This is a genomic window from Seohaeicola nanhaiensis (assembly GCF_042654245.1).
In the GTDB taxonomy this organism is placed as follows: Bacteria; Pseudomonadota; Alphaproteobacteria; order Rhodobacterales; family Rhodobacteraceae; genus Seohaeicola_A; species Seohaeicola_A nanhaiensis.
In genome coordinates, this window is sequence record NZ_JBHSGI010000028.1 from 116,953 (window position 1) to 137,352 (window position 20,400).

26 protein-coding genes are annotated in these 20,400 nt (G+C 61.1%); 16 read left to right on the forward strand and 10 right to left on the reverse strand.

The genetic code is table 11. The features are described from left to right. Positions 1 to 11: 11 nt before the first annotated feature. From ACFO5X_RS19485 to ACFO5X_RS19495, 3 genes are read right to left on the reverse strand one after another with little or no spacing between them, the layout of a single operon-like run. The gene (locus ACFO5X_RS19485; protein WP_380720067.1) at positions 12 to 302 is read right to left on the reverse strand and encodes a TrbC/VirB2 family protein; all 291 of its coding nucleotides are present in this window, start codon (positions 300 to 302) and stop codon (positions 12 to 14) included. Beyond that, entirely contained in the window at positions 299 to 919 is a 621-nt protein-coding gene (locus tag ACFO5X_RS19490) for a lytic transglycosylase domain-containing protein (protein WP_380720069.1), read from the reverse strand. Before ACFO5X_RS19490 ends, ACFO5X_RS19485 begins: the two co-directional genes overlap by 4 nt. A 43-nt stretch (positions 920 to 962) precedes the next feature. Further along, complete coding sequence (locus ACFO5X_RS19495; RefSeq protein WP_380720071.1) at positions 963 to 1,340, reverse strand: hypothetical protein; 378 nt, start codon at positions 1,338 to 1,340, stop codon at positions 963 to 965. 123 nt (positions 1,341 to 1,463) lie between these two features. On the opposite strand from ACFO5X_RS19495, the gene ACFO5X_RS19500 reads away from it, so the two are divergent. Next, complete coding sequence (locus ACFO5X_RS19500; RefSeq protein ID WP_380720074.1) at positions 1,464 to 1,784, forward strand: hypothetical protein; 321 nt, start codon at positions 1,464 to 1,466, stop codon at positions 1,782 to 1,784. A gap of 613 nt (positions 1,785 to 2,397) precedes the next feature. On the opposite strand, the gene ACFO5X_RS19505 is transcribed toward ACFO5X_RS19500, so the two are convergent. The 6 genes from ACFO5X_RS19505 to ACFO5X_RS19530 all read right to left on the reverse strand — a co-directional run bounded on the left by ACFO5X_RS19505 (position 2,398) and on the right by ACFO5X_RS19530 (position 9,543). Next, positions 2,398 to 3,144 carry a hypothetical protein gene (locus tag ACFO5X_RS19505; protein WP_380720076.1) on the reverse strand — a complete coding sequence of 249 codons (747 nt, stop codon included), beginning with the start codon at positions 3,142 to 3,144 and terminating at the stop codon, positions 2,398 to 2,400. A gap of 350 nt (positions 3,145 to 3,494) precedes the next feature. Then, on the reverse strand, positions 3,495 to 4,424 hold the full coding sequence (locus ACFO5X_RS19510) for an alpha/beta hydrolase (RefSeq protein ID WP_380720079.1): 930 nt from the start codon (positions 4,422 to 4,424) through the stop codon (positions 3,495 to 3,497). A gap of 90 nt (positions 4,425 to 4,514) precedes the next feature. Further along, positions 4,515 to 6,155: an RcgA family putative transporter gene (locus ACFO5X_RS19515; protein ID WP_380720081.1), complete on the reverse strand. Its 1,641-nt coding sequence runs from the start codon at positions 6,153 to 6,155 to the stop codon at positions 4,515 to 4,517. Positions 6,156 to 6,722: 567 nt separating this feature from the next. Beyond that, a complete protein-coding gene (locus tag ACFO5X_RS19520; RefSeq protein WP_380720083.1) occupies positions 6,723 to 7,508 on the reverse strand; it encodes a 5-formyltetrahydrofolate cyclo-ligase in 786 nt (261 codons plus the stop codon). Between the two features lie 246 nt (positions 7,509 to 7,754). After that, complete coding sequence (locus ACFO5X_RS19525) at positions 7,755 to 8,885, reverse strand: IS110 family RNA-guided transposase (RefSeq protein WP_380720085.1); 1,131 nt, start codon at positions 8,883 to 8,885, stop codon at positions 7,755 to 7,757. A gap of 253 nt (positions 8,886 to 9,138) precedes the next feature. Continuing rightward, positions 9,139 to 9,543 (reverse strand): transposase, encoded by a 405-nt coding sequence (locus ACFO5X_RS19530; RefSeq protein WP_380720087.1) that lies wholly within the window; start codon positions 9,541 to 9,543, stop codon positions 9,139 to 9,141. Positions 9,544 to 9,712: 169 nt separating this feature from the next. Here ACFO5X_RS19530 and ACFO5X_RS19535 point away from each other — a divergent pair, with 169 nt between their 5' ends. From ACFO5X_RS19535 to ACFO5X_RS19605, 15 genes are all read left to right on the forward strand, one after another. Further along, positions 9,713 to 10,639 carry an IS1595 family transposase gene (locus tag ACFO5X_RS19535; RefSeq protein WP_380720089.1) on the forward strand — a complete coding sequence of 309 codons (927 nt, stop codon included), beginning with the start codon at positions 9,713 to 9,715 and terminating at the stop codon, positions 10,637 to 10,639. Beyond that, on the forward strand, positions 10,632 to 11,654 hold the full coding sequence (locus ACFO5X_RS19540; protein ID WP_380720091.1) for a P63C domain-containing protein: 1,023 nt from the start codon (positions 10,632 to 10,634) through the stop codon (positions 11,652 to 11,654). Before ACFO5X_RS19535 ends, ACFO5X_RS19540 begins: the two co-directional genes overlap by 8 nt. A gap of 934 nt (positions 11,655 to 12,588) precedes the next feature. After that, entirely contained in the window at positions 12,589 to 14,034 is a 1,446-nt protein-coding gene (locus ACFO5X_RS19545; protein WP_380720093.1) for a multicopper oxidase family protein, read from the forward strand. A gap of 10 nt (positions 14,035 to 14,044) precedes the next feature. Further along, a complete protein-coding gene (locus ACFO5X_RS19550) occupies positions 14,045 to 15,013 on the forward strand; it encodes a beta propeller repeat protein (protein WP_380720095.1) in 969 nt (322 codons plus the stop codon). 17 nt (positions 15,014 to 15,030) lie between these two features. Further along, complete coding sequence (locus ACFO5X_RS19555; RefSeq protein WP_380720097.1) at positions 15,031 to 15,516, forward strand: DUF411 domain-containing protein; 486 nt, start codon at positions 15,031 to 15,033, stop codon at positions 15,514 to 15,516. After that, entirely contained in the window at positions 15,509 to 15,652 is a 144-nt protein-coding gene (locus tag ACFO5X_RS19560; protein WP_380720099.1) for a hypothetical protein, read from the forward strand. Before ACFO5X_RS19555 ends, ACFO5X_RS19560 begins: the two co-directional genes overlap by 8 nt. Continuing rightward, entirely contained in the window at positions 15,649 to 15,825 is a 177-nt protein-coding gene (locus tag ACFO5X_RS19565; RefSeq protein ID WP_380720101.1) for a hypothetical protein, read from the forward strand. The genes ACFO5X_RS19560 and ACFO5X_RS19565 overlap by 4 nt, the downstream gene beginning before the upstream one ends. A 2-nt stretch (positions 15,826 to 15,827) precedes the next feature. Beyond that, a complete protein-coding gene (locus ACFO5X_RS19570; protein ID WP_380720103.1) occupies positions 15,828 to 16,298 on the forward strand; it encodes a cytochrome c in 471 nt (156 codons plus the stop codon). 41 nt (positions 16,299 to 16,339) lie between these two features. Next, a complete protein-coding gene (locus tag ACFO5X_RS19575) occupies positions 16,340 to 16,867 on the forward strand; it encodes a DsbE family thiol:disulfide interchange protein (RefSeq protein ID WP_380720139.1) in 528 nt (175 codons plus the stop codon). Then, positions 16,864 to 17,385: a TlpA family protein disulfide reductase gene (locus ACFO5X_RS19580; RefSeq protein WP_380720105.1), complete on the forward strand. Its 522-nt coding sequence runs from the start codon at positions 16,864 to 16,866 to the stop codon at positions 17,383 to 17,385. The genes ACFO5X_RS19575 and ACFO5X_RS19580 overlap by 4 nt, the downstream gene beginning before the upstream one ends. A gap of 3 nt (positions 17,386 to 17,388) precedes the next feature. Then, a complete protein-coding gene (locus ACFO5X_RS19585; protein ID WP_380720107.1) occupies positions 17,389 to 17,664 on the forward strand; it encodes a hypothetical protein in 276 nt (91 codons plus the stop codon). After that, positions 17,665 to 18,300, forward strand: coding sequence for an SCO family protein (locus ACFO5X_RS19590; RefSeq protein WP_380720109.1), 636 nt, complete (start codon positions 17,665 to 17,667; stop codon positions 18,298 to 18,300). Between the two features lie 5 nt (positions 18,301 to 18,305). After that, a complete protein-coding gene (locus tag ACFO5X_RS19595) occupies positions 18,306 to 18,746 on the forward strand; it encodes a copper chaperone PCu(A)C (protein ID WP_380720112.1) in 441 nt (146 codons plus the stop codon). Continuing rightward, entirely contained in the window at positions 18,743 to 19,348 is a 606-nt protein-coding gene (locus ACFO5X_RS19600) for a cytochrome-c oxidase (RefSeq protein WP_380720114.1), read from the forward strand. Before ACFO5X_RS19595 ends, ACFO5X_RS19600 begins: the two co-directional genes overlap by 4 nt. Before the next feature lie 15 nt (positions 19,349 to 19,363). Next, positions 19,364 to 20,092: a cytochrome c biogenesis CcdA family protein gene (locus ACFO5X_RS19605; protein ID WP_380720116.1), complete on the forward strand. Its 729-nt coding sequence runs from the start codon at positions 19,364 to 19,366 to the stop codon at positions 20,090 to 20,092. Here the strand turns inward: ACFO5X_RS19605 and ACFO5X_RS19610 are convergent. Then, the coding region (locus ACFO5X_RS19610; RefSeq protein WP_380720118.1) for a hypothetical protein at positions 20,089 to 20,400 on the reverse strand (312 nt) is incomplete at its 5' end. The two genes, ACFO5X_RS19605 and ACFO5X_RS19610, sit on opposite strands and share 4 nt — an antisense overlap.

Below are 20,400 nucleotides of genomic sequence, written 5' to 3' on the forward strand. Positions count from 1 at the left end.
GCGTCGTTTCCCTAGGCTCCAAACACGGCGGCAACGATCGTCGGCGCCGCCGCGACGCCCGCAATGCCCACAAGGACCCAGAGCGCCTGGCGCAGATCGATGATGTTGAAAAACCAGCTCAGGAAGACCCCCAGGACGGCGAGAGTGGCGATGACCACACCAAGCGGGCCGGTCAGCGCGTCCACGATGCCTTGCAGGAGACTCTGGATCGGAGAGAGGTCGATGCTTTGCGCGAGTGCGGGCTCGGCGATGACAACAAGAAAAGCAGCGAGCGCGACAAGGGTTGTGACAGGGCGTTTCATGAGTTTCTTCCTTCCAGCCGGTTGACGACGGCCAGCACCCGCTGGACGTGGGATTGGGTTTCTCGAAATGGAGGAATGCCGCCGTGGTAGCGCACGGCGTCAGGCCCGGCATTATAGGCGGCGAGCGAGAGACGTACGTTGCCGAACTCGGCCAGCATCAACGCGAGATAGCGGGCCGATCCGTCAAGATTCTGCCGCCAATCATGGGGATCGACCCCAAGCGCACGGGCCGTGTCGGGCATGAGTTGCCCGAGCCCGATGGCACCGGCATGGGAGACGGCGCGCCGATTGTAGGCGCTCTCGATCTCGATGTTGGCCCGAAAGAGGTTGAGCCAGTCCGTAACGGTAATGTCGGCTCTTCGAAGACCTGGGTGACCGGCATAGCGTAGCCCGGTACTTTCGATGGCGGCCAGAATGTCCGGGCCGGGCATAGGCGTTCGAGGGGCCGCCGCCGCGGTGCCTACCCCCTCGTCCACTTCGGAGCCGCGTTCGTGACCGAAGATGCGCAACCCCGCTGCGGCCGAGTCTTGGCCGATCCCGTCGTTGTAGTTCCGCGCAAAGCGGGTTTGAGCTTGTGACGGGGCGAGCGAACCATCGCTCCCCATCACCAGCACCATTTCGCCGGACGCCGGAAAACCCAGGAAGGTAAGTAGAAGTGCGCTAACGCCGGCTGGCAGCAATCTCCTCGCCGGACAGCTTTTGGACGGTCCGCTTGCCCTCTTCGAGCGGAATATCGGCATGGGAGAAACCGATGCCCTGGAGGAAGGAGATGACCCCGGTGACGGTCTTGATCTCACGGATCTTGATGTCGTTGCGCGATGCGCGGGTTCGGGCCGTGACGAGGAGTTTTTCGACGCCTTCGTCGCTGACCGCACGGAGAATCCAGACCCCGTGCCAGCTGGGCCCCTTCTTGAAGGCGTCTTCCTTGCAGACAACCTCGACGCGATAGCCGCTGGCGACCAGATCGCGGAATCTGGGTTCGGTGACCACATTCGGTGCTTCTTCTCTCAAGTCCATCACCCGGATCACGTTCTCCATAGAGGCGAATGACCGGGCCAAAGGTGTTGAAGCCCAGACATACAATAATATAGTTTTGTCGCACAAGATATATGATAGGTGCGGCAAGCGGATTCTCGCTCACGAAATGGATAGACCGAGCGCATGCAGTTGTTCAAGAAATTAAGGGGTCTTCCCAACCTCAGGCGTTGGGGAAGTCGAACATCGCGGAGTATACTTCTGCTCGTGCTGTCCACCGGGAATGCCTCAGCCGAATCCTGCCCTGCACCGGTTCGCCCTTTTGTGCCGAACGATGCCCAAGCCGCGCGGGATTATGCGGATTTCATCAAGCGCGACTTCGAACTCTACATCCGCGATATCCAGAGCTATTTCCGTTGCCTTGAGGAGGAGCGTGCACGAGCCTTTGGGGAAGCGCGCGAGGTCAGCGAGGAATACGGTCGGTTCCTGCAGACCATCGATCAATGAGGCCTGCCGGCGCGGACCCACCGCCGATCTGTCGACATGGTCCAGGATGACATTCGCAAGAACAGAGGCGACCGCGAAGTCCGCGATGCGCTCACGACATCTATTTCTCGGATAATCCACGAACTGGATCTGTCCGTTCAAAAACGGTGTGTGACGCGTGGCCAAGACAATCAGGGGTTCGGGACATGAACCGCGTCGCGATGAACTGATCGCCGCGAGGGAGAATACTGGGCCGACGCAGGCCAAGATTGCCGAGAGGGAATGGGGGAGCGGGGTCGACGCCATCGAGCTGATCGCGCTAGCGTGGCCGCCCGAGGTCGATGCTAGTGAATGGATGTCGGCTGCCGAGAATGCGACGGAACCGGGCCACGGAAATTGAGGGCTGCGCGGCGCGTCACCGATTGCCGCACTGGCGCAAGGTTAGCAGCACGGTCATCCAAGGCATACAATGGTTGGGTCGCGACCTCTCGGGGCGTCTGGGAGCGGCCCGATGGTTTTGTGAGGCTACTATTTCGGACCGGCGTAGCAGGTTCCCCGGAGCCGCTATGAGAGGTCGCCTGCTCGAACAGGCCCTTTGCGCCTTGTCACGCGGTGCGCAGGCAAGAATAGGCGCTCAATAGTTCACTTGTTCGTAGCCGTAGTTGCCCTCATAGTCGCGCCAGTCGACGAAGACCGACCGGTGAAAGATGCCCGGGCAATCCTCGCCCCATCGTTCCAGTCCGACATGGGCTTCGGGCAGGTCTGCCGGAGAGGTCGGGGCCCAAGTGAAATCGCCCTGAACTCCATAGGTTCCGAGAAGGACCGTAGCGATTCGAGCGCAATATCCATCCCGGCCATTTTTCTGCTGTTGGGCATATCGCACGTCATAGACACGGATCGAGCGCACGAAATTGAACTCAGGGCCACTGATATCGATGTCCGCCCGGTCCTGCGCAAGATGCAGAGCAAGCCCCTTTGGCAGGTTGCGACTTCGATCAGGGCTCAGAGATTGTATCGTCCATATTGAGTCCGCTCCGCGTTGCGGCGGGCTGCCAGGAAGGCTGAAGGGCAGGGGGGTGCCGTCGAACAGGGCGTCGTAGAGACGCTCGCGGTGGCCGCCGTCACCGTTGGGGTGGTATGAAGCACCCATCGGGCAGCGCCAGATCTGCAATGGCGGTTCAACAGGCCAGGGTGTGATCCGCCGGATGAATTCGGCGCGCGCCCGAGCGCAAGGAACGGATGCTGGCCATCCGCCGGACAGACACAGCAGGATCGCGCAATCGATCGGATAGGACTGCGCCGAAGCATGTTTCGCACCTCCCAGTACCGGAAGAGTGCCGATGGCGGCGGCGAAAAGAATGCGGGTGGTTGAGCTAAGCATATTTGGGGTCCATCAAGATGGAAGTTCCCGGCACTATGCAACAATACTATATTAGTGTCACGCTAAATATATTATGAGAGGAAGCGAGTCGCGTACCCGGCTCCCGGTCAAACCACTCCGATTTACCACTTGCCGTGAGCCTATCACGATGTGCTGTGTTTTCGTCGGCGGCCATGGACTTGGCCCTCGCCAGCACTTCTTGGTTCCAAGGGCGTTCGAAGCGCTCCGGTGTCAGACCGCGTCACGGTGAAGGGATAGCAAGCTCGAACCTGTTCCGGGGAAAGACCCAGCCGACCGGCACCGCCGTATCGCGTCGTTGCGGTGTTCCCGATCGTTCCGTTCATATCGCCTCAGAGAAAAAACTCGCCGATCCTGCTGATCACGTTTGCTCTGATCTGAGGGGTTTCCGAGAACAGATCATGTTTGGCGTCCGCCACGAGTTCCAGTTTCCCTTGCGGCCAGGTTGCCATGCGCTCTCGGATTGCGGGCAGGTCTACAACCTCATCCAGCGCGCCGCAGAAAGCGATGCAGGGGATGTCCGGCGAAGGCAGGCGTTTCAGGTTTCTCGTTTCTTCAAGGACCTGAAACAGCCACCCCATGCTTGGCCCACCGATCTGGTGTTCCTTGAGCGTTGTGGCCTGGTTGATGAAGTATGCGTACATGTCAGGATCACTTGTCAGCCTGTTGTCTTCAAAAGGCGTCTCAAGAACATAGCTCTTGCCGTCAGTGCCAGGGGCGTAAACGCGGCCCATGCCGAGAGCTTGAGCGGTCCACGACAGAGGCCAGGCGGCGGCGCGCTTGAGCGGCGGAAGGTTGATGTTCCACATTGGACCCGTGAAAGCGCAAGACGACACCGGCAGGCCTTCGATGATTGCCCGCAGTCCGATGCAGGCGCCCAGTGAATGTCCGATCAGGTTCCATGGTTTCCTCAGCCCAAGAGCCTGCGCGGCGTCAACCATCGCGGCGACGTCCCTGTGATAGTCGGAAAAGTGATCGACATGTCCCGCCATCCGGTCTTGCGCCGCTCGGTCCGCCAGACCTTGCCCGCGCCAGTCGATCACCAACGTTGCAAAGCCCATTCGCACGAGCTCGGTGATCGTTCGGCCATATTTTTCGATGTACTCTGAGCGGCCGGGGAACAGAAGAACTGTACCTCTCGGTGTGGTTTCGGGTTGCCACATGCCCACACGAAGACGAGTTCCGTCATCTGCCTGTATCCAGAAGGCCGAGCCGCTGGCAGGCGCTTCGGCAGATTCTATAAACAGGGGGGCTTCTTGCATGGTTCAGTTCCTGGCAGTTGTGAGATGGGTGCGATGCCGCTCGAACACGTCGGCCGGAATTGTCCCTCGCTAGCGTATTCGGACCGTCTCCTAGCTTTGGTGGGCCAGCCCAAGCTGAGGATCAAAAAGGCTGTATACGGCAACCAGGATGGCTATGCAAAGCAGGAGGGAGAAGCCGGGAAACTGGCCGATCATCAGGAAGTTGGCGACAAGCAGCGTGACCACCATCAACATCCTTCGCCACGGGACGCAATGCCGTCGGGCACTCTGACCCAGCTTCCGTTCATCTTCAGAAGCCTGATCGTCATCGGTGCTCGAGGCGTCGCCGATGACGCGATAGATCTGGATATAGGCGTATAGAAACACGGAACATGTCGCAAACAGAAGAAGAAAGCTCGTGAAATGTGCGAGCGCCCGTTGCTCAAGCCATCCGCCTTGGACTTCGCCGGCTCCAAGCGCAAACAGAGCATCCTCCATCAACCATCGGAAGATCGTCTCCCCATCTGAAACCAGGTAGGTGGCTTGCAGCTTGATGCATGTGGTTATCAGTATGCCAAGGACGGTGCACCGGAATATCCCGGACAATAGCCTGGTGCCGACCAGTCTTGCCTCGTGCCGTCGATCTCTTGCTTCGGCCAGCGCGCCCGAGCCGCAAATTTCAAAGAAATCAGTCGCCAGGGTGCACAGAAATATCAGGCCGGTGAGGAACAGGTAACAGATCACGGCCGTGTAGAGGAAGGCCAACATCGAAACGGCGATGGCTTCCGGCACGGACATCACCGCCGGCCGGACGATGGCCATGACGTTCCAATCCACCATGAGCCGGCCGACATCGCCCTGCATCAGCGCACGAAAGTGCACGCCGAACCATTGAAGCGCGAACACGATTCCGAAGCAAATGAACGCCGCCGCCCAATGCGATTGCGAAAAGGAGTCTACCCGACTGTACCAGCTATCAATCTCACCGGTCTCCCCCGACATCAGACGTGAACGCCCTTCGGCCCTCCAGAACTTCAGCAGTTCCACCACAATGATCAGGAACAGCGGCAGGATGACGAGCTCCAGGACTGTCCAGTTCGGCGCCCAGAAATACCCGACCTGCTTGTTCAGGCCGGAAATGGGGCTGTAGGTGATGCTGTGAACATCCGTGATGTAGGTCAGGAAACCGAGCGTTACGCATCCGGCCCACACAATCGCCGGAAGGTTGAGGGAAGAATGGCCGGAAAAGAGGGCTTCGCAACGTCTTGCGATGCTGAATCGCCGAAGAGTTGGTTGAGCGGCGTCGTTGGGTTTCGGGTCGGCTTCGGCGTCCAACGTTACGATAGGCGTCGGGTCCGTGCTATCTTCTGCTCGCGTGGGTGCAGCCTTCCTCATTGACCTTCGTTTGGCAGCTAGCCGCGAACGCCCGGAACTGAGAGCTGATTGCCACGCGCCGACTGCATCCGGATCGCCGCAGCCAAAGATCCTTGCCAGCCAGCGAATGTTCTCGGCACTGATCCCTTTGTCGTTGTCCTGGAACCAAAGCTGAACGGTTCGCAGCTCGATACCCGACCTGTTTGCATCGATTTCCGAGATCGCGGCTGCCAGGAGGTCTGGCATCCAGGGGCCGTTGGGAAACCCGTCCTTGTCGACCGGCCGGCCCGCGCCCGCGGCGCTCACCTGGCTGAAGATTTCCTTGAAGTCACTTCCGTCTTCAGGAGGAGGAAGATAATATTTTCCGTTCTTTATCAATGAACTGCCGGTCTTGGTTTCGTTCCGTTTCGTCCCCCTTCGTGTTCTATCGTGATCTTGTGGCTCATGATGAAACAACTAAGGCGGGAAAAGTATGTGTTGAAGAGTCGCATTGCGCGATTCCATCGGCAACAGGAAGCAGGAGTCAAGACCATGGGTGAACAGTATGATAGCGAGTTGATTGCCGGGGCCGATGGGACGCGTAGCACGGGCAGGATTGACTCTCGCGGTTCGTCACCAAACGACGACCGTTGCGGTATCCAACCAATCGACTCGCTGTGAACTTGACAGTGCCTGAGGATGAACAGGAAGCGGCAGCCATTGCCCGGCTGCTCGGGGAAGATCGGACGCGCATAGTTGGTTGGGTCTATCGTTGGAACACGTCGGCCTTGTCCGTTCTCTGGATCGATCGTTCCTGCAAGGCCAGATACATCGAGCCATCACTCCGGCCGGAGGTGATGGCGAAAGCGAAATCGGCGACACCGGACGAAGTGACCAACTTCCTCGAGGCGCTTTCGTCCGCGGAAGGGGAAGATCCGGAGACTGGATAAATTCCACGCTACCAGGCTACACATTCGACGATCCGCAATGAGCTATACCTGCCTCCGTCAGGATGAGGTCGAGCGGGATGTCATGTGGTTGCGGGTAGATGGTCGCCAATTTCGCCGCCTGCAGGCCGATCCCGATGACGAAAGGCTTTGGGTCCAGCGCTGCCAGCGTCCGGTCGAAGTAGCCCCCGCCATAGCCCAACCGATAGCCTTCCGCCGTCCAGCCTAAGAGCGGGGCGAGGGCGGTGTCGGGAGTGAGGACCGGGGCATCGGGAGGCGGCACCGGAATGTTCCAGTCTCCGCGCACCATGCGCGTATCCGGTGTCCAGCGGCGGAAGGTCAGCGGCGCGGCTCTGTTCTCAACCACCGGCAATCCGATGATCACGCCGGCACTGTGCAGTTCTGACTTCAATGCCCGCAGGTCGGGTTCGCCCTTGATCGGCCAGTACGCGGAAAACACCAGGCCCCGCGCGCCGCCGAAACGGTCCCGCAGCAGCTGCCGCAGGTGCCCGGTCAACGCCGCGCCGGCAGCTGCGCGCTCGGCCACCGACAGCGCCAGGCGCGCGGCGCGCAGGCGGCTGCGCTCGGCCACCGACAGCGCCAGGCGCGCGGCGCGCAGGCGGCTGCGCTCGGCCCGGCGCCAGCGGGCGACATCGCGCGCCTGTTGCGGATCCACCGCCAGCGGATCGAAGTATTCCGGCGCGATCTCGGCGGCATAGCAGGGCGGCGAGGAAAAGCCGCTGGAACAGGCGAAATTTTCGAAGTCCTCGCCGCTGCTGTCCTGCGGCGGAGGCGGCTTGGCCATGGCGCTATCCCCGGATCAGCGAGGGGATTGCACCGGGCTTGCGCAAGGCTGAGGACGGAACTGAGACGACGGTTGAGCAAGCTCTCATGCGCGGGTTGGCTACCGCATGACCGTGGTTTCGTCCTGGGGCTGCCTCGGTCTAGTGAGCGAGCGTCGGCAATGCCGGCTCATAACAGGGCACGAGGATCCCCCACCGCGTTCCGTCCCCAGCCTTGCGCATCAGCGGGCCGGAGGAACGTCCCTTTTCTAGGCGTGCTGTCCGGCTGTGCGGACCGGGACTGCCGTCACCATCCGTGCGATGGCCCATATGAACCCGACCATCTCGCGGGCGATGGCTGTTGTAACGACCACCTTCGGTTTCCCGGCCGCGGCCAAGCGGCGATACCGCTGGCACATCCGCAGCTGCCCCTTCCAGGCGATGTCGCGCACGGTCCCCGGAAGCGCCTCGAGCCGGTCGTGCAGCTTGCGGCTGACCCGCGGCTGCATGCGGTAGCTCCATGCCCCCTCGATCAGGGCCCGGCGCGCGAGCCCGCTGCCCTCCTTGGTGATCCCACCGCGGCGCACGGTGGCACCGCTGGAGTGTTCCGAGGGTGTCAGGCCAAGATAAGCCATCAGCTGGCGCGGATTGTCAAAGCGGTGAAAGTCGCCGACCTCGGCCACGACGGTGACGGCGACAATGAACCCGACACCGCGCATGGCCTGGACCGCCTCCACCACGGGCGCCAAGTCCCAGTCCGGCAGCAGCTCGGCAATCTGTTCGGTCAGCTTCGCGACCCGCGCCTCGGCATCGGTGACCGCATCCACATAATCTTGGAACACGATCTGCTGCGCTGGGTGGTCAAAACGCACTGTCGTCAGCCAGCGCCGGTAGGCTACCGTCCAGCCCTTCTTGCCAGGATAGACGCGGCTGTGGCGCAGCAGGAAGCCCTGCAGGTGTTGCCGCGCCTTGCCAGTGACGCGCATCGCCGTCGCTCGGGCGCGCACGAGGTCGCGCATGGCCTCGTGCGCCGCATCCGGAACCCAGACCGCCGTCAGCTCGCCCGCCCGGTGCAGCTTCGCCAGCATGACAGCATCGCGGCGGTCTGTCTTCACGCGGTCACCAGCCTTCACGGGGATCAACGACGGCGCGACGACCGTGCTGTCGTGCCCCAGCTCGACAAGCTGGCGGTGGAGACCATAGCCACAGGGCCCGGCCTCGTAGCAGAAATGAAGCTTGCCTCCGACAGCGCTCAGCTTGTCGACCAGTTTCCGTACATGGTCGGGCCGGTGCGGAACCGTGCCCCAGTGGCGGACCTCGCCGCCCCGTTCTTCCGCGGCCACGGCCACCGCTATCGTTGCCTTGTGGACATCCAGCCCGATGAAAATGCTATCTTGCATCTGGTCTCTCCCCCATTCCTGAGGCTCGGCACCGGACCATCCGGCGCAACCCTCGAACGGAGAATGCCGCGGGAGAGACCACCGACCCAGTCAGCTCACTCCGCGATCATGGGGTCTAGAGCGTGTTGCGGTTAATTGGTTTCATACCCTGCGGCTTTGAATAAGTTGTAGCATTCGTCCTCTGTGAAGAGGCCGCAGACATGCCCAACGGCGCGCCAAAGGTCATCGTAGGTCCGCACCGCTGCCTTGCGGATCAGGGCCTTGAGTTTGGCGAAGGCCATTTCGAGTTCAGGTCAGGGCTGTAGGGCGGCAGGAATAGGAACCATGCGCCGACGGTGTGCATGGCCTGCGCGGCCCTCGGGCTTTTGTGGGATGACAGGTTGTCGAGAATAATCACGTCGCCGGGCGCGAGGGTCGGGACCAGCTGGGTTTCGACATAGAGGTCGAACATCTCACCGTTCATCGCGCCGTTGATCACCCAGGGTGCGTCCAGCCGGTCATGGCGCAGGGCGGCGATAAAGGTCTGGGTGTTCCAGTGACCAAAGGGCGCATGATCAATCAGACGCGCTCCTCTGGGGGACCATCCCGTGGTCTTGGCCATGTTCGTCTTCAGCGAGGTCTCGTCGATGAAACCGATGCGTGGCAACAGGTTGCGCATGAAAGGCTGACGCCGCGTGATCCAGATATGGCGGGCCTGCCGGATCTCAGGCCGCTTCTGCTCGACGGCTCGGATGTCTTTTTTTGGGGGTCTATAAATTTAACTAGCCAAATTTCTCTTGCAGGGTTTGGCTAGTTAAGTTACAAATGGTGCAGAAGGAGTCTGCGCCATGTCGAAACCTGAAACCCTCTCCACTTTCGAGTTCTTCCAGAAGTTCCCGGATGAGGAAGCCGCGCGCAAGTTTTTTGAAGCAAAGCGCTGGGGTAGCGAGCCGGTTTGCGGTCATTGCGGTTCGGTCAATGTGGTCGAAGTAAAAGACCACAAGCCGATGCCGTACCGCTGCAAAGACTGCCGCAAGCATTTCAGCGTCCGCACTGGCACCGTTCTGGCTGAAAGCCGCCTCCCCCTGATCAAGTGGCTGCTGGCGATCTACATGCTCACCAGCGCCCGCAAGGGCATCCCCAGCACTCAGATGGCGCGGGAACTTGGTGTCACCCAGAAAACCGCGTGGTTTCTCGCGCAGCGCATCCGTGAGACTTGGCTGAAAGACCGCGACGACCACATGGACGGCCAGATGCAGGTTGATGAAACCTATGTTGGTGGTCGCGAGAAGAACAAGCATGGTGACAAGAAACTTCGCGCTGGCCGTGGTGCCGTAGGCAAGACTGCCGTTGTCGGTGTCCGCGATGAATATGGTGAAGTTCGCGCCGTTGTGGTGGAGAACACCAAGGCAGCGACCCTTGAGCGCTTCGTGCGCCAGCACTGCAAGGCGGGCGCAACTATCGTGACTGATACCCACGGCGGCTATATCAACCTCAAAGCCCGTGGCTATAACCACATCACCATCAATCACTCTGCTGGCGAGTACGTTCGCGATATGGCGCATACCAATGGCATTGAAAGCTTCTGGTCCCTGCTCAAGCGCGGATACATTGGCATTTATCACTACATGAGCGCCAAGCATCTTCACCGCTACGTGAAGGAGTTTTCCTTCCGTCACAACAAGGCACAGATTGGCACATTGGACTTCATTGGAATGACTATCGAGCGCATGGCCGACAAGCGGCTGACATACAGGAGGCTGATCAATGCCTGACGACAAGAAAGATGTGATTGAACCTATCGACGCTACCTTTGAAGATGTCGTTGGAGCTGTAGCCCCGAAGGCGAAGAAAGCTACCAAAGCAGTTCTGGAAACCAATAGCGCAAATGAGCCAAGCAATGAGGCAACGCACCGAGGTACGCTACGTATCGGAAGCGTTAGTATCCCTTGCGCAGTCTTGCGCGATGGGACACGGGTTCTTTCAGAAAATGGCATTGCAAATGCTTTAGGTGGGCGCAGCGGGGCGGCAAAGCGCATGAAAACCGCTGCTGCGGAAGCCGGGGCCCATATCCCCGTATTTTTGGCTGCTAAGAGCCTTTCTTCTTATGTTACCAGTGAGTTAGCTAGTGGGCCCCTCAAGCCAATTTCGTACATTTCTGGCGATACAGAAGTAATCGGATATCAAGCCGAAGCATTGCCAGAAATCTGCAACATTTGGCTACAAGCACGCCAAGATGGGGTTCTGAACGAGCAGCAAAATGATAGGGCCCAAGCCGCTGAAATTGTTATGCGTGGCTTGGCTAACCTCGGCGTCATTGCGCTGATTGATGAAGCAACTGGATATCAGGATACGCGTGATCGGGATGCTCTGCAGGCAATACTCGACAAGTATCTCCAGAAGGAGTTCGCAGCTTGGGCGAAGCGCTTCCCAGATGCCTTCTATCGTGAAATCTTCCGGCTTAGGGGTTGGAGTTGGAACGCCATGTCTGTCGCTCGTCCAGGTGTTGTTGGGCGCTATACAAATGATATTGTTTATGAACGCCTAGCCCCTGGCATCCTGGAAGAGCTACAACGCCTAAACCCGACCCAAGATGAAGGTGGGAGAGCCAGGAAGCATCATCAATTTCTCACTGACGATATCGGCCATCCTGCTCTCGCTCAGCACCTACACGCTGTCATTGGCTTGATGCGGGCATCTGCAACTTGGGAACAGTTCAGATCTCTGCTTGACAGAGCATTTCCCAAGAAGGGGGCCCAATTAGAATTGCTCCTCGATGAGGATCAATGAGAGAACTAAAGCGGAACGAGAAGGAAACAAGATAAGACTCGACTCGCTGTCTCCCGATTCGATATAGTTCTATCGACGGCTACCGTCACCATATGAAGCTCCACGCCCGACAAGAGTAGTTCTGGGGGCGCAAGGGGTGGCCCCAGTGGGCCGGGACATACCCGGATCGCACAAAGGAGCCAAATATGGTAGTATGTGCATGGCCGAAACCGGTGAGCGTATGCTCATACATCCGGTTTCGGTTTGGGAAATGGGAACATGTAGTTTCGCACTGCCGTTCCTACCCGTCCCGCTAAGGTTGTCTAGGCCAAGGGACTTGTGAGAAGATGGTAGCCGTCACTTCCTAACCGCAGGTTAACACCCCTTGGATTCCGGTGTCCAGAAGAACAGAGTTAGCCCAAGAGCGGCTAGTTAGGTATATAGGCCCCCAAATTATCATATCCGGGGAGAATGCAGAAGTTCGCGCGCATTCTGACAGTCATGTTTCTCGCCCTGTTTGCGGCGAGCAGCGTGGTGCATGCGGTCAGCGCGAATTCGATGGCACTGGATATGGCTGTGGCAGCCGGAGATGCGGATGTCATGCCCGATTGCCAGGGATGCGATGCTGACGCAGCAGACAATAGCAACGTCGGCTCCTGTGATCTCGACTGCACAGCGCCAGGCATTGCTACGCTTGACATCGCGTCCGGGCTGCTACTTGAGGTGCGTCCGTCGCGACAGGACCGCATACTCGTTATGAGCCTGCCTTTGGGGCGGCTTGGGGCGCCCGACCCATTTCCTCCAAGATCTCTCATCTGAGGTGACGTAGCGGTCGCGCTCTCGCGTGATCGCAGACGGGCACCGTTCAAGCCGGCCCTAATGGGTGCCGGAACTGCATCATGGCCAAGCTACGCAGGCTTGGTTGTTCCAGACGGTGATCAGATGAGATTGCAACATGAAACCACTTTCCCGCTCCGCACTATCGCGCCGGACGTTCCTTGCCGCAAGTGCCGCGGCTGGTGCCGCACTCCCATTTCGGGGTACTCTGGCTGACGGCTCCAACTCATTCATTCTGCGCGCCGCGCCGGATCGCGCGCGCCTTGTGCCCGAGCCCTGGGGCGAAACCGATATCTGGTGCTATGGCGGCACCGTTCCCGGCCCGGAAATCCGCATCCAGCAGGGGGACCGCCTCTGCATCGAGGTCGAGAATGCGCGTGACGAGGAAACCACCGTCCACTGGCACGGCATGCGTGTTCCCAACACCATGGACGGCGTTCCGCATCTGACGCAGACACCGATCGCGCCGGGCGGGCGCTTTACTTACGAATTCGACGCCGTGGATGCCGGAACATTCTGGTATCACCCCCATCAACGTAGTTTCGAACAGGTTGGCCGGGGTCTTTACGGCGCATTGATCGTCGAAGAGGCGGAACCACCCAGGGTCGACCGCGACCTGACCTGGATTCTGGACGACTGGCGGTTGACCGAGGAGGCGGAGATCGCCGGGGATTTCGGCGGGTTTATGGACAAGAGCCATGCCGGACGGCTGGGCAATACGGTCACAATTAACGGCCAAGTTCCGGAGGCACTGGCGGTAAGGTCGGGCGAGCGCATCCGCCTGCGGCTGATCAACGCCGCCAATGCCCGGATATTTGCGCTGGATTTCGGGGCACTCACGCCGCAGGTGATCGCGCTCGACGGCCAGCCGGTTACGCCGCATGCGCCGAGCGGGCGCGACCGGGTTCTGATCGGCCCGGCGATGCGGGTGGACCTGATCCTCGATATGACCGGCGCGCCGGGTGAGCGGGTAACGGTTTCCGACCGGTTCTATGCCGGGAACAATTTTCATCTGGTCGATCTGACCTATGCGGATGAACCGCTCCGCGATGAGCCGCCCGCCTGGTCGGTGCTCCTCCCTTCCAATCCGCTCCCCGAGCCTGACCTGACCAACGCTCTCCGCCACCAAGTGACCTTCACCGGCGGCATGATGGGCGGGATGGTCGAGCGGCAGATGGGGATTACCGGCGAAGGCCGCATGATGGGTAACGACATTATGGGGATGATGCTTGGCGAGGATATCTGGTTCGTCAATGGCATCGCCGCCGAGGGCCACATCCTCGATCCGATGCTGGCGCTGGAAAGGGACCGGAGCCACGTCATCGCGATGACCAATGCCACGGCGTTCCATTACCCGATTCACCTGCACGGTCATTCCTTCCGGGTGCTGAGCCGGAACGGGCAGCCCACCACGCACCGCGAATGGCAGGATACGGTGCTGATGGCTCCGCGTGAGCGGATCGAGATTGCCTTCGTCGCCGACAATCCCGGCGACTGGATGTACCACTGCCACATCCTCGAACATCAAGCGGGCGGGATGATGGGGGTGATCCGTGTTGCGTGAGGAAAGGAACATGACCCGATCGAGCGCTGCCAAAAGCTCCTCGAGGGATACTGGCGCGGGAAACCCGCTGACGCCACACCGGCGGATGTTCCTCGCCTCGGCTGGTGGCGCTTTCATCGCGGCGCTTCTTCCGGGGCGCAGTGCGCGGGCTGCGGGACATGCCGCGGCGGCGCTCGCCTTCAGCGGCGAAGCGGTAATTGTCGCGGGGGACAGGATCAGGGCCGTTGATCTTTCCACCGGGGAACCTGCCCAACTGACAACTCCCACGCGACCAATTTACGCTCTGGCCAATCACCCCGAGCGCCCGGAACGGCTCATCGCCGCGCTGGAAGGCGGCGGCATCGCACGGTCGGAGGACTGCGGACGGTCCTGGCGCTCCGCGGGCACCGGCTTGCCCGACGCGCAGGTTACGGCACTCACCATCGCGGCGACCGCGCCCAGCACGGACTATGCCGCCGTTGCGGGCGACGGCCTGTGGCGCAGCGAGGACGACGGCGAAACCTGGACTTTCGTTATGGACCGCCCCTGGATCGACGAGGCCGAACGGGATGTGTCGACGCTCGCCTCCGTCAATCTTGCCTCAGGCATGGGCGGGATATGGCTTTATGCCGGGACCGATCATGGCCTGACCCGCGTGCCGGATTGTTTCTGCCGTTGGCAGGACGTCGTGGCAGGCGATGCCATGGATGCGCTCGTTGCCGGGGCCGCGCCGCCGCCGGAGGCCCCGCTACCTGCGGACGAGCCGGTTCTGGTGCTCGTCTCGGCCCATGCCGCGCCGGAACGGCTTTACGCGGCCCTTGCCTCGGGCCTCTGGGCCTCCGCCGACGGCGGCGTGATATGGGCGCGCAGATCGGACCTGCGCGCGACTGCCCTTGCCGTCGATCCCGGGGATCCGGGCCATATCGTCGCCGCCACCGATACCGAACTGCAACAAAGCCGCGACGGGGGCGCCAGTTGGGCGACCCTTGCGGCCCTTTGAGAACAGGAACGCTGACGATGAAAAAGATACTTGCATTGACCTTGGGCGTGGCAGGCGCCGGTGCTGCCGCAGCAACCTGGCTGGCGACTGATCATGGCCCCCCTCTGCCCGTGGTCACTTCCGCAGCCGCGCAGGGTGCAGAGCACGTCACCATCTGGCGCGCGCCCGGCTGCGGCTGTTGCGATGCCTATGCCGAATACCTTCGGAACAACGGTTTCGCGGTCGAGGTGATCGATGACCGGGATTTCGATGACCGCTCCGTCGATGCAGGGGTGCCCGAACGCGGGATCGGCTGTCACCTCGCCATGATCGACGGCTATGTCGTCAGCGGGCTGGTGCCCTCCGAGATCATCGGGCGACTTCTGGAAGAACGCCCGGACATCACCGGCATCACCCTGCCGGGTATGCCCGCCAACGCCCCCGGCATGGCGCCGGAGAAAACCGGCACGTTGCGTGTCTACTCCTTCGGGCCGGATGGCGTGGCGGTCTATTCCGATGAGTGAGGCTGCGGAACTGCTGACGGAAACCATCGGCATCGCGGCGGCCATCTTCGCGATGACGCTGGTGCCGTTTGTGGGGCTAGCAGCACTCGTCGCGGCTGTCGTGATCCTTTGCAGATATTTCAGGAGGTCGAAATGAACGGACAGGTAGGCGGGCCCGGCACGGGCTTCATCGGCGATTGCATCGGCCAAATGATGGGTGGACCGATGATGGGTATGATGCTGGGAAGCGGGCTGGTCGTGCTTCCGCTGATCGCGGTTCTGGTGCTCGCCGCGCTTGCGCTCGTCAAGTACCTGCGGGCGCCATCATGAGGATGCGGTTTCTGTTCATGACGGTGGTGGCGATCTCGGGCCTGGCCGTCGCGGTATGGGCCGAAACCCGGCGGGTCGGATCGGAGCAAACAACTTTTCTCCGCGAGGTCATCGCGCCAGAGCAGATCGCGCGCGGCGAGGCACTATACGCCGAAACCTGCGCATCCTGCCATGGCGCCGATCTGGAAGGGGCGCCGGACTGGCGCCGCCGCAATGCCGACGGCCGCATGCCCGCGCCCCCGCATGACGAAACCGGCCACACCTGGCACCATGCGGATCGGGATCTGTTCAATATCACTCGGCTCGGTGTCGGCGGGGTTGTTCCGGGCTACGAAAGCGACATGCCCGCTTATCAAGACGTTTTGAGCGACGCCGAGATCATCGCGGTTCTCGCCTTTATCAAGAGTACCTGGCCCGAACGTCAGCGGATTGCACAGGCCCGGATCACCGAGAACGAGGGGGATGGGTCATGAAAGTACAGACGGGCCATCGGGCGCGGCGCTATTCCCCGATGATGATGCTGCCCCTGGCGATCTTTGCCGGGATTGGTGCGGCCTTCTATTGGGGGCTCTTCAACAACGACGACCGGCTGCCTTCGGCCCTTATCGGACGACCGATGCCGGAATTCACGTTGCCACCGATCGAAGGCCGGGAGGACGGGCTCGCCTCGACCGACCTGACGGGACAGGTTTCCCTTGTCAATGTCTGGGCGTCCTGGTGCGTACCCTGCCGGGCCGAGAACCCGCTGATGGTGGAACTCGCCGAGACGGGCGAAGTGCCGATCTACGGCATCAACTACAAGGACGCCGCTGCCGAGGCGCGGGCGTTTCTGGACGAGTTGGGCAATCCGTTCACCCGCATCGGCGCGGATCGCGACGGGCGCGTGGCGATTGACTGGGGCGTATACGGCGTGCCGGAAACCTATGTGATCGATGCCGCAGGCCGGATTGCATTCAAGCATGTCGGGCCTTTCAACCGGCAAATCCTGAATGAGGAAATCCTGCCGCTGGTGCGCAGGTTGCAGGAGGAGACCGTACAATGAAACGGCGACATTTTCTGGCGGGCGCTATGGCGCTGGCGGCCGGGCCCGCCTTCGCACGGCCACTGGTACAGCTTCATGACGAACCGCGCGAGATGCTGTCACCGCCTTTTGTCGATGGCGACGGGCGCGACCTGACGCTCGATGATTTCCATGGCAAGGTCGTGCTGCTGAACATCTGGGCAACGTGGTGCGTGCCCTGCCGCGAGGAGATGCCGACGCTCGACGCACTCCAGGCCCGCCTTGGCGGTGATGATTTCCACGTTTTGCCATTGTCAATCGACCGCGCTCGAATGCAGGTGGTCCGCCAGTTCTATGAGGAAATTGGGATCCGGCATCTGGGAATGTACCTGGCCGAGGATATCCGGGCGATGATGGCCTTCGCTGCCTATGGTCTGCCGACCACGATCCTGATCGACCGGCGAGGCCGTGAGCTGGGCCGCCTGGTCGGGCCCGCCGAATGGGACAGCCCGGACGCGGTCGCGCAATTCCAAACCGTCATCGCAAAAGGGAGAAGCTGACCGATGAGCGAAACACCTGACCTGACAACTTCGAACCGAGCCGCCGGTTTGCGCCTGCCCCTTGATCGCAGGGGCCTGGTGATCACCGCGATGGCGGTTATCGGTGCCGGCATGGCGCTGAACTGGGGCTGGCTGACCGCGATCGGGCCGGCGCCCCTGATCCTCAGCCTCGCCCCCTGCGCCGTGATGTGCGTCACCGGATATTGCGTCATGTGCAAGAGCAAGGGCTGTGAGGCTAACAAGATTTCGACCAATGTACCGAACGGCACGAGCAACTGAATGTCCAAGTCATCAACGACAAATCGTCATCGACGCATTCGACGGATGCTATGGGCCGCCATAGCCGCGTTCGCCGTGGTGTATGGCGGCGCGTTTCTTTGGCGCGTGACACATCCGCCCGAACTGCCTTCCCCTGTCGTCACTGGCGAAGCCGCGATCAGCAACGACTATACCCTGACCGACCACACCGGCCGCCCGGTGACGGATGACAGTCATGCCGGGCGCTGGCAGTTGGTGTTCTTCGGCTTCACCTACTGCCCCGACATCTGCCCGACCACGCTGGCGTATCTGGCCAGTGTGATGGACAACCTCGGACCGCAGGCCGAGCGCGTCGTGCCGATCTTCATCACCGTCGATCCGGCGCGGGATACCGTAGAGGTGATGGCCAACTATGTCTCCGCCTTCCATCCGCGAATGGTCGGCCTGACCGGCACCGAGGCACAGGTGGCCGAGGCCGCCGGCAATTTCCGCGTGTGGTATGAGCGATCCGAAGACGAGGCCGTGCCCGACGGATATCTCATGGCCCATTCCGGCCATATCTACCTGATGCGCCCCGAGGATGTGTTCCGTGAGGGTGATCAACCCGCGGACGCGCTGGCAGAACAGATATCCGGGCTTATCGACAACGAAGAATGACTCCTATGAAACAGAAAATCTTTGCGGTTTTCCTGGCTGCACTCCCCGTCGCCACCCTGGCAGACGTGTCCATCACCGCCCCATGGGCACGCGCCACGATCATCGCAGGCCGGCCGGGTGCCGGGTATTTGAGCCTGACAAGTGATGCGGACGACCGCCTGTTGTCCGTGTCGAGCCCGATTGCAGGCGAGGTCATGCTCCACGCCGTCGAAACGGACGGGAGCGGCGTTTCCCGCATGGTGCATCTCGACGTACTGGACCTTCCTGCCGATGAAGCCGTGACGCTTGCACCGGGGGACATGCATCTGATGCTGATGCAGCTCACACAAAGACTCGAAGAGGGCACGAGCTTTCCCATGACCCTGACTTTCGAGACTGCGGGCGAGATCACGGTCGATGTGCCTGTTCTGGGCATCGCCGCCACCGGGCCGGAGGGTGCGGAATGAAACGCTTTGCCCTTGCCCTCATGCTGGCATTCACGCCCGTCACCGAGGCCGCCGCCCACCACCCCGGCGCGAGGATTGACGAGGTGATGACCGAGCGGGAACCGGCCTTCGAGGCATTCGATCAGCATCGTCTTCCGCGGCTTGATCTGACGCTGGCTGATGGAACGTATCTCAATTTGGGGGACCTGGACGAGAAGATCGCGGTGCTCAGCTTTGTCCCGGCAGACTGCGGCGCCCCATGCGGGGCGCAACAGGCGCTGCTGAGGGAGGTTCAGGAGTCGGTGAATGTCACGCCGATGCGCGAGATGGTGGTCTTCCTGACTGTCGGTGCCGCATCCGATACGGGTTGGGACGGCACGAACTGGGAACGTGGAGTCGCGGCGAATGGTACAGCATCCGCCGCCGCATCATTCGCTTCGCTGTCAGAACGTGAGGGAGATGCACCCATGGTCCATCTCTTCGCGCGGGGCGGGCGCCACGCGGGCATTTTCCACGGCACGGAATTCGGTCGGGTCAACCTTGTCCTCTACATCAACGAGCTAACGAACGCGCCCATGCCCGAGCCCGGACTCGTGGATCGGATCATTGATATATTCAACTGAAATTGGAGGTCGCACATGGCCGATCTGTCGCTCCTGGGGATGACCGCGGCCCTGCTGGCCGGAGCGATCTCCTTTGTGTCGCCCTGCGTCCTGCCGCTGGTGCCGGGTTACGTGTCTTACATTGCAGGACGGACGACAGCTGGCAATGTGGAGACCGGCCGGGCTCAAACCCTTTGGCTCAGCTTCTGTTTCGTGCTCGGCTTTTCGACCATTTTCATGGTGCTCGGGGCCTCGGCAACGGCCCTGGGCCAGGCCCTGCTCAGGTGGCGGTATGAACTCAATCTCGTTGGCGGCGGTATCGTGATCGTGTTCGGGCTGTTCATGATCGGCGCGGCGCGGATCGGCGCCATGGAACGGGATCTTCGTTTTCATCTCGACATCCCGGGCGGCAGGCCGACAGCGTCCTATGTGCTGGGGCTCGCGTTCGGCTTCGGCTGGACCCCCTGTATCGGCCCCATTCTCGGTGCGATCCTCACTGCCAGCGCAGCGAGCGCCACGGTTGGGCAAGGTGTCGCGCTGCTGGCGGTTTATTCTGCCGGACTCGGTGTACCATTTCTGATCGTTGCGGGGTTCACCGATCGGATTGTCGGTCGATTGCGAGGTGCCAGACGGGTCGGGCGCCGCCTGCATCAGGCCGCTGGCACGGTCATGGTCGTGATGGGACTGGCGATGATGACTGGGCAGCTCACCGCGCTGTCCTACTGGCTGCTCGATGTCTTTCCGGTGCTCGGAAGCATCGGCTAACAGCCAGATGATTGCCAAACGCGGAGAACCGAGCCGGGGATCAAACCTGTCTGAAGCACCGCCACTGATGCAAGGTCGGCATCACAAGTGCATTCGATATGGACAATTCGGCAAGCGACCGACCACTCAATCCTGGCGGATGAATCCAGTGCATGAACGTTCCGGGCGAGTTCACGAAAGTCTGCCTCGCCCGTGAAGAAAGGAACATCGATGATCAGTTTCCGGTTCATGCCGGAGAGGAGTAACGGCCCGATTGAGGCCGCCTGCCTGACGAAGGCAGCGCGAGCTAAGACACGTGCATAAAGACG

Bases quoted from the DNA above. Each gene is read 5' to 3' on its own strand.
- ACFO5X_RS19485 (WP_380720067.1), bottom strand. From the start codon at position 302: ATGAAACGCCCTGTCACAACCCTTGTCGCGCTCGCTGCTTTTCTTGTT.
- ACFO5X_RS19490 (WP_380720069.1), bottom strand. From the start codon at position 919: ATGGTGCTGGTGATGGGGAGCGATGGTTCGCTCGCCCCGTCACAAGCT.
- ACFO5X_RS19495 (WP_380720071.1), bottom strand. From the start codon at position 1,340: ATGGAGAACGTGATCCGGGTGATGGACTTGAGAGAAGAAGCACCGAAT.
- ACFO5X_RS19500 (WP_380720074.1), top strand. From the start codon at position 1,464: ATGCAGTTGTTCAAGAAATTAAGGGGTCTTCCCAACCTCAGGCGTTGG.
- ACFO5X_RS19505 (WP_380720076.1), bottom strand. From the start codon at position 3,144: ATGCTTAGCTCAACCACCCGCATTCTTTTCGCCGCCGCCATCGGCACT.
- ACFO5X_RS19510 (WP_380720079.1), bottom strand. From the start codon at position 4,424: ATGCAAGAAGCCCCCCTGTTTATAGAATCTGCCGAAGCGCCTGCCAGC.
- ACFO5X_RS19520 (WP_380720083.1), bottom strand. From the start codon at position 7,508: ATGGCCAAGCCGCCTCCGCCGCAGGACAGCAGCGGCGAGGACTTCGAA.
- ACFO5X_RS19525 (WP_380720085.1), bottom strand. From the start codon at position 8,885: ATGCAAGATAGCATTTTCATCGGGCTGGATGTCCACAAGGCAACGATA.
- ACFO5X_RS19530 (WP_380720087.1), bottom strand. From the start codon at position 9,543: ATGCGCAACCTGTTGCCACGCATCGGTTTCATCGACGAGACCTCGCTG.
- ACFO5X_RS19535 (WP_380720089.1), top strand. From the start codon at position 9,713: ATGTCGAAACCTGAAACCCTCTCCACTTTCGAGTTCTTCCAGAAGTTC.
- ACFO5X_RS19540 (WP_380720091.1), top strand. From the start codon at position 10,632: ATGCCTGACGACAAGAAAGATGTGATTGAACCTATCGACGCTACCTTT.
- ACFO5X_RS19545 (WP_380720093.1), top strand. From the start codon at position 12,589: ATGAAACCACTTTCCCGCTCCGCACTATCGCGCCGGACGTTCCTTGCC.
- ACFO5X_RS19550 (WP_380720095.1), top strand. From the start codon at position 14,045: ATGACCCGATCGAGCGCTGCCAAAAGCTCCTCGAGGGATACTGGCGCG.
- ACFO5X_RS19555 (WP_380720097.1), top strand. From the start codon at position 15,031: ATGAAAAAGATACTTGCATTGACCTTGGGCGTGGCAGGCGCCGGTGCT.
- ACFO5X_RS19560 (WP_380720099.1), top strand. From the start codon at position 15,509: ATGAGTGAGGCTGCGGAACTGCTGACGGAAACCATCGGCATCGCGGCG.
- ACFO5X_RS19565 (WP_380720101.1), top strand. From the start codon at position 15,649: ATGAACGGACAGGTAGGCGGGCCCGGCACGGGCTTCATCGGCGATTGC.
- ACFO5X_RS19570 (WP_380720103.1), top strand. From the start codon at position 15,828: ATGCGGTTTCTGTTCATGACGGTGGTGGCGATCTCGGGCCTGGCCGTC.
- ACFO5X_RS19575 (WP_380720139.1), top strand. From the start codon at position 16,340: ATGATGCTGCCCCTGGCGATCTTTGCCGGGATTGGTGCGGCCTTCTAT.
- ACFO5X_RS19580 (WP_380720105.1), top strand. From the start codon at position 16,864: ATGAAACGGCGACATTTTCTGGCGGGCGCTATGGCGCTGGCGGCCGGG.
- ACFO5X_RS19585 (WP_380720107.1), top strand. From the start codon at position 17,389: ATGAGCGAAACACCTGACCTGACAACTTCGAACCGAGCCGCCGGTTTG.
- ACFO5X_RS19590 (WP_380720109.1), top strand. From the start codon at position 17,665: ATGTCCAAGTCATCAACGACAAATCGTCATCGACGCATTCGACGGATG.
- ACFO5X_RS19595 (WP_380720112.1), top strand. From the start codon at position 18,306: ATGAAACAGAAAATCTTTGCGGTTTTCCTGGCTGCACTCCCCGTCGCC.
- ACFO5X_RS19600 (WP_380720114.1), top strand. From the start codon at position 18,743: ATGAAACGCTTTGCCCTTGCCCTCATGCTGGCATTCACGCCCGTCACC.
- ACFO5X_RS19605 (WP_380720116.1), top strand. From the start codon at position 19,364: ATGGCCGATCTGTCGCTCCTGGGGATGACCGCGGCCCTGCTGGCCGGA.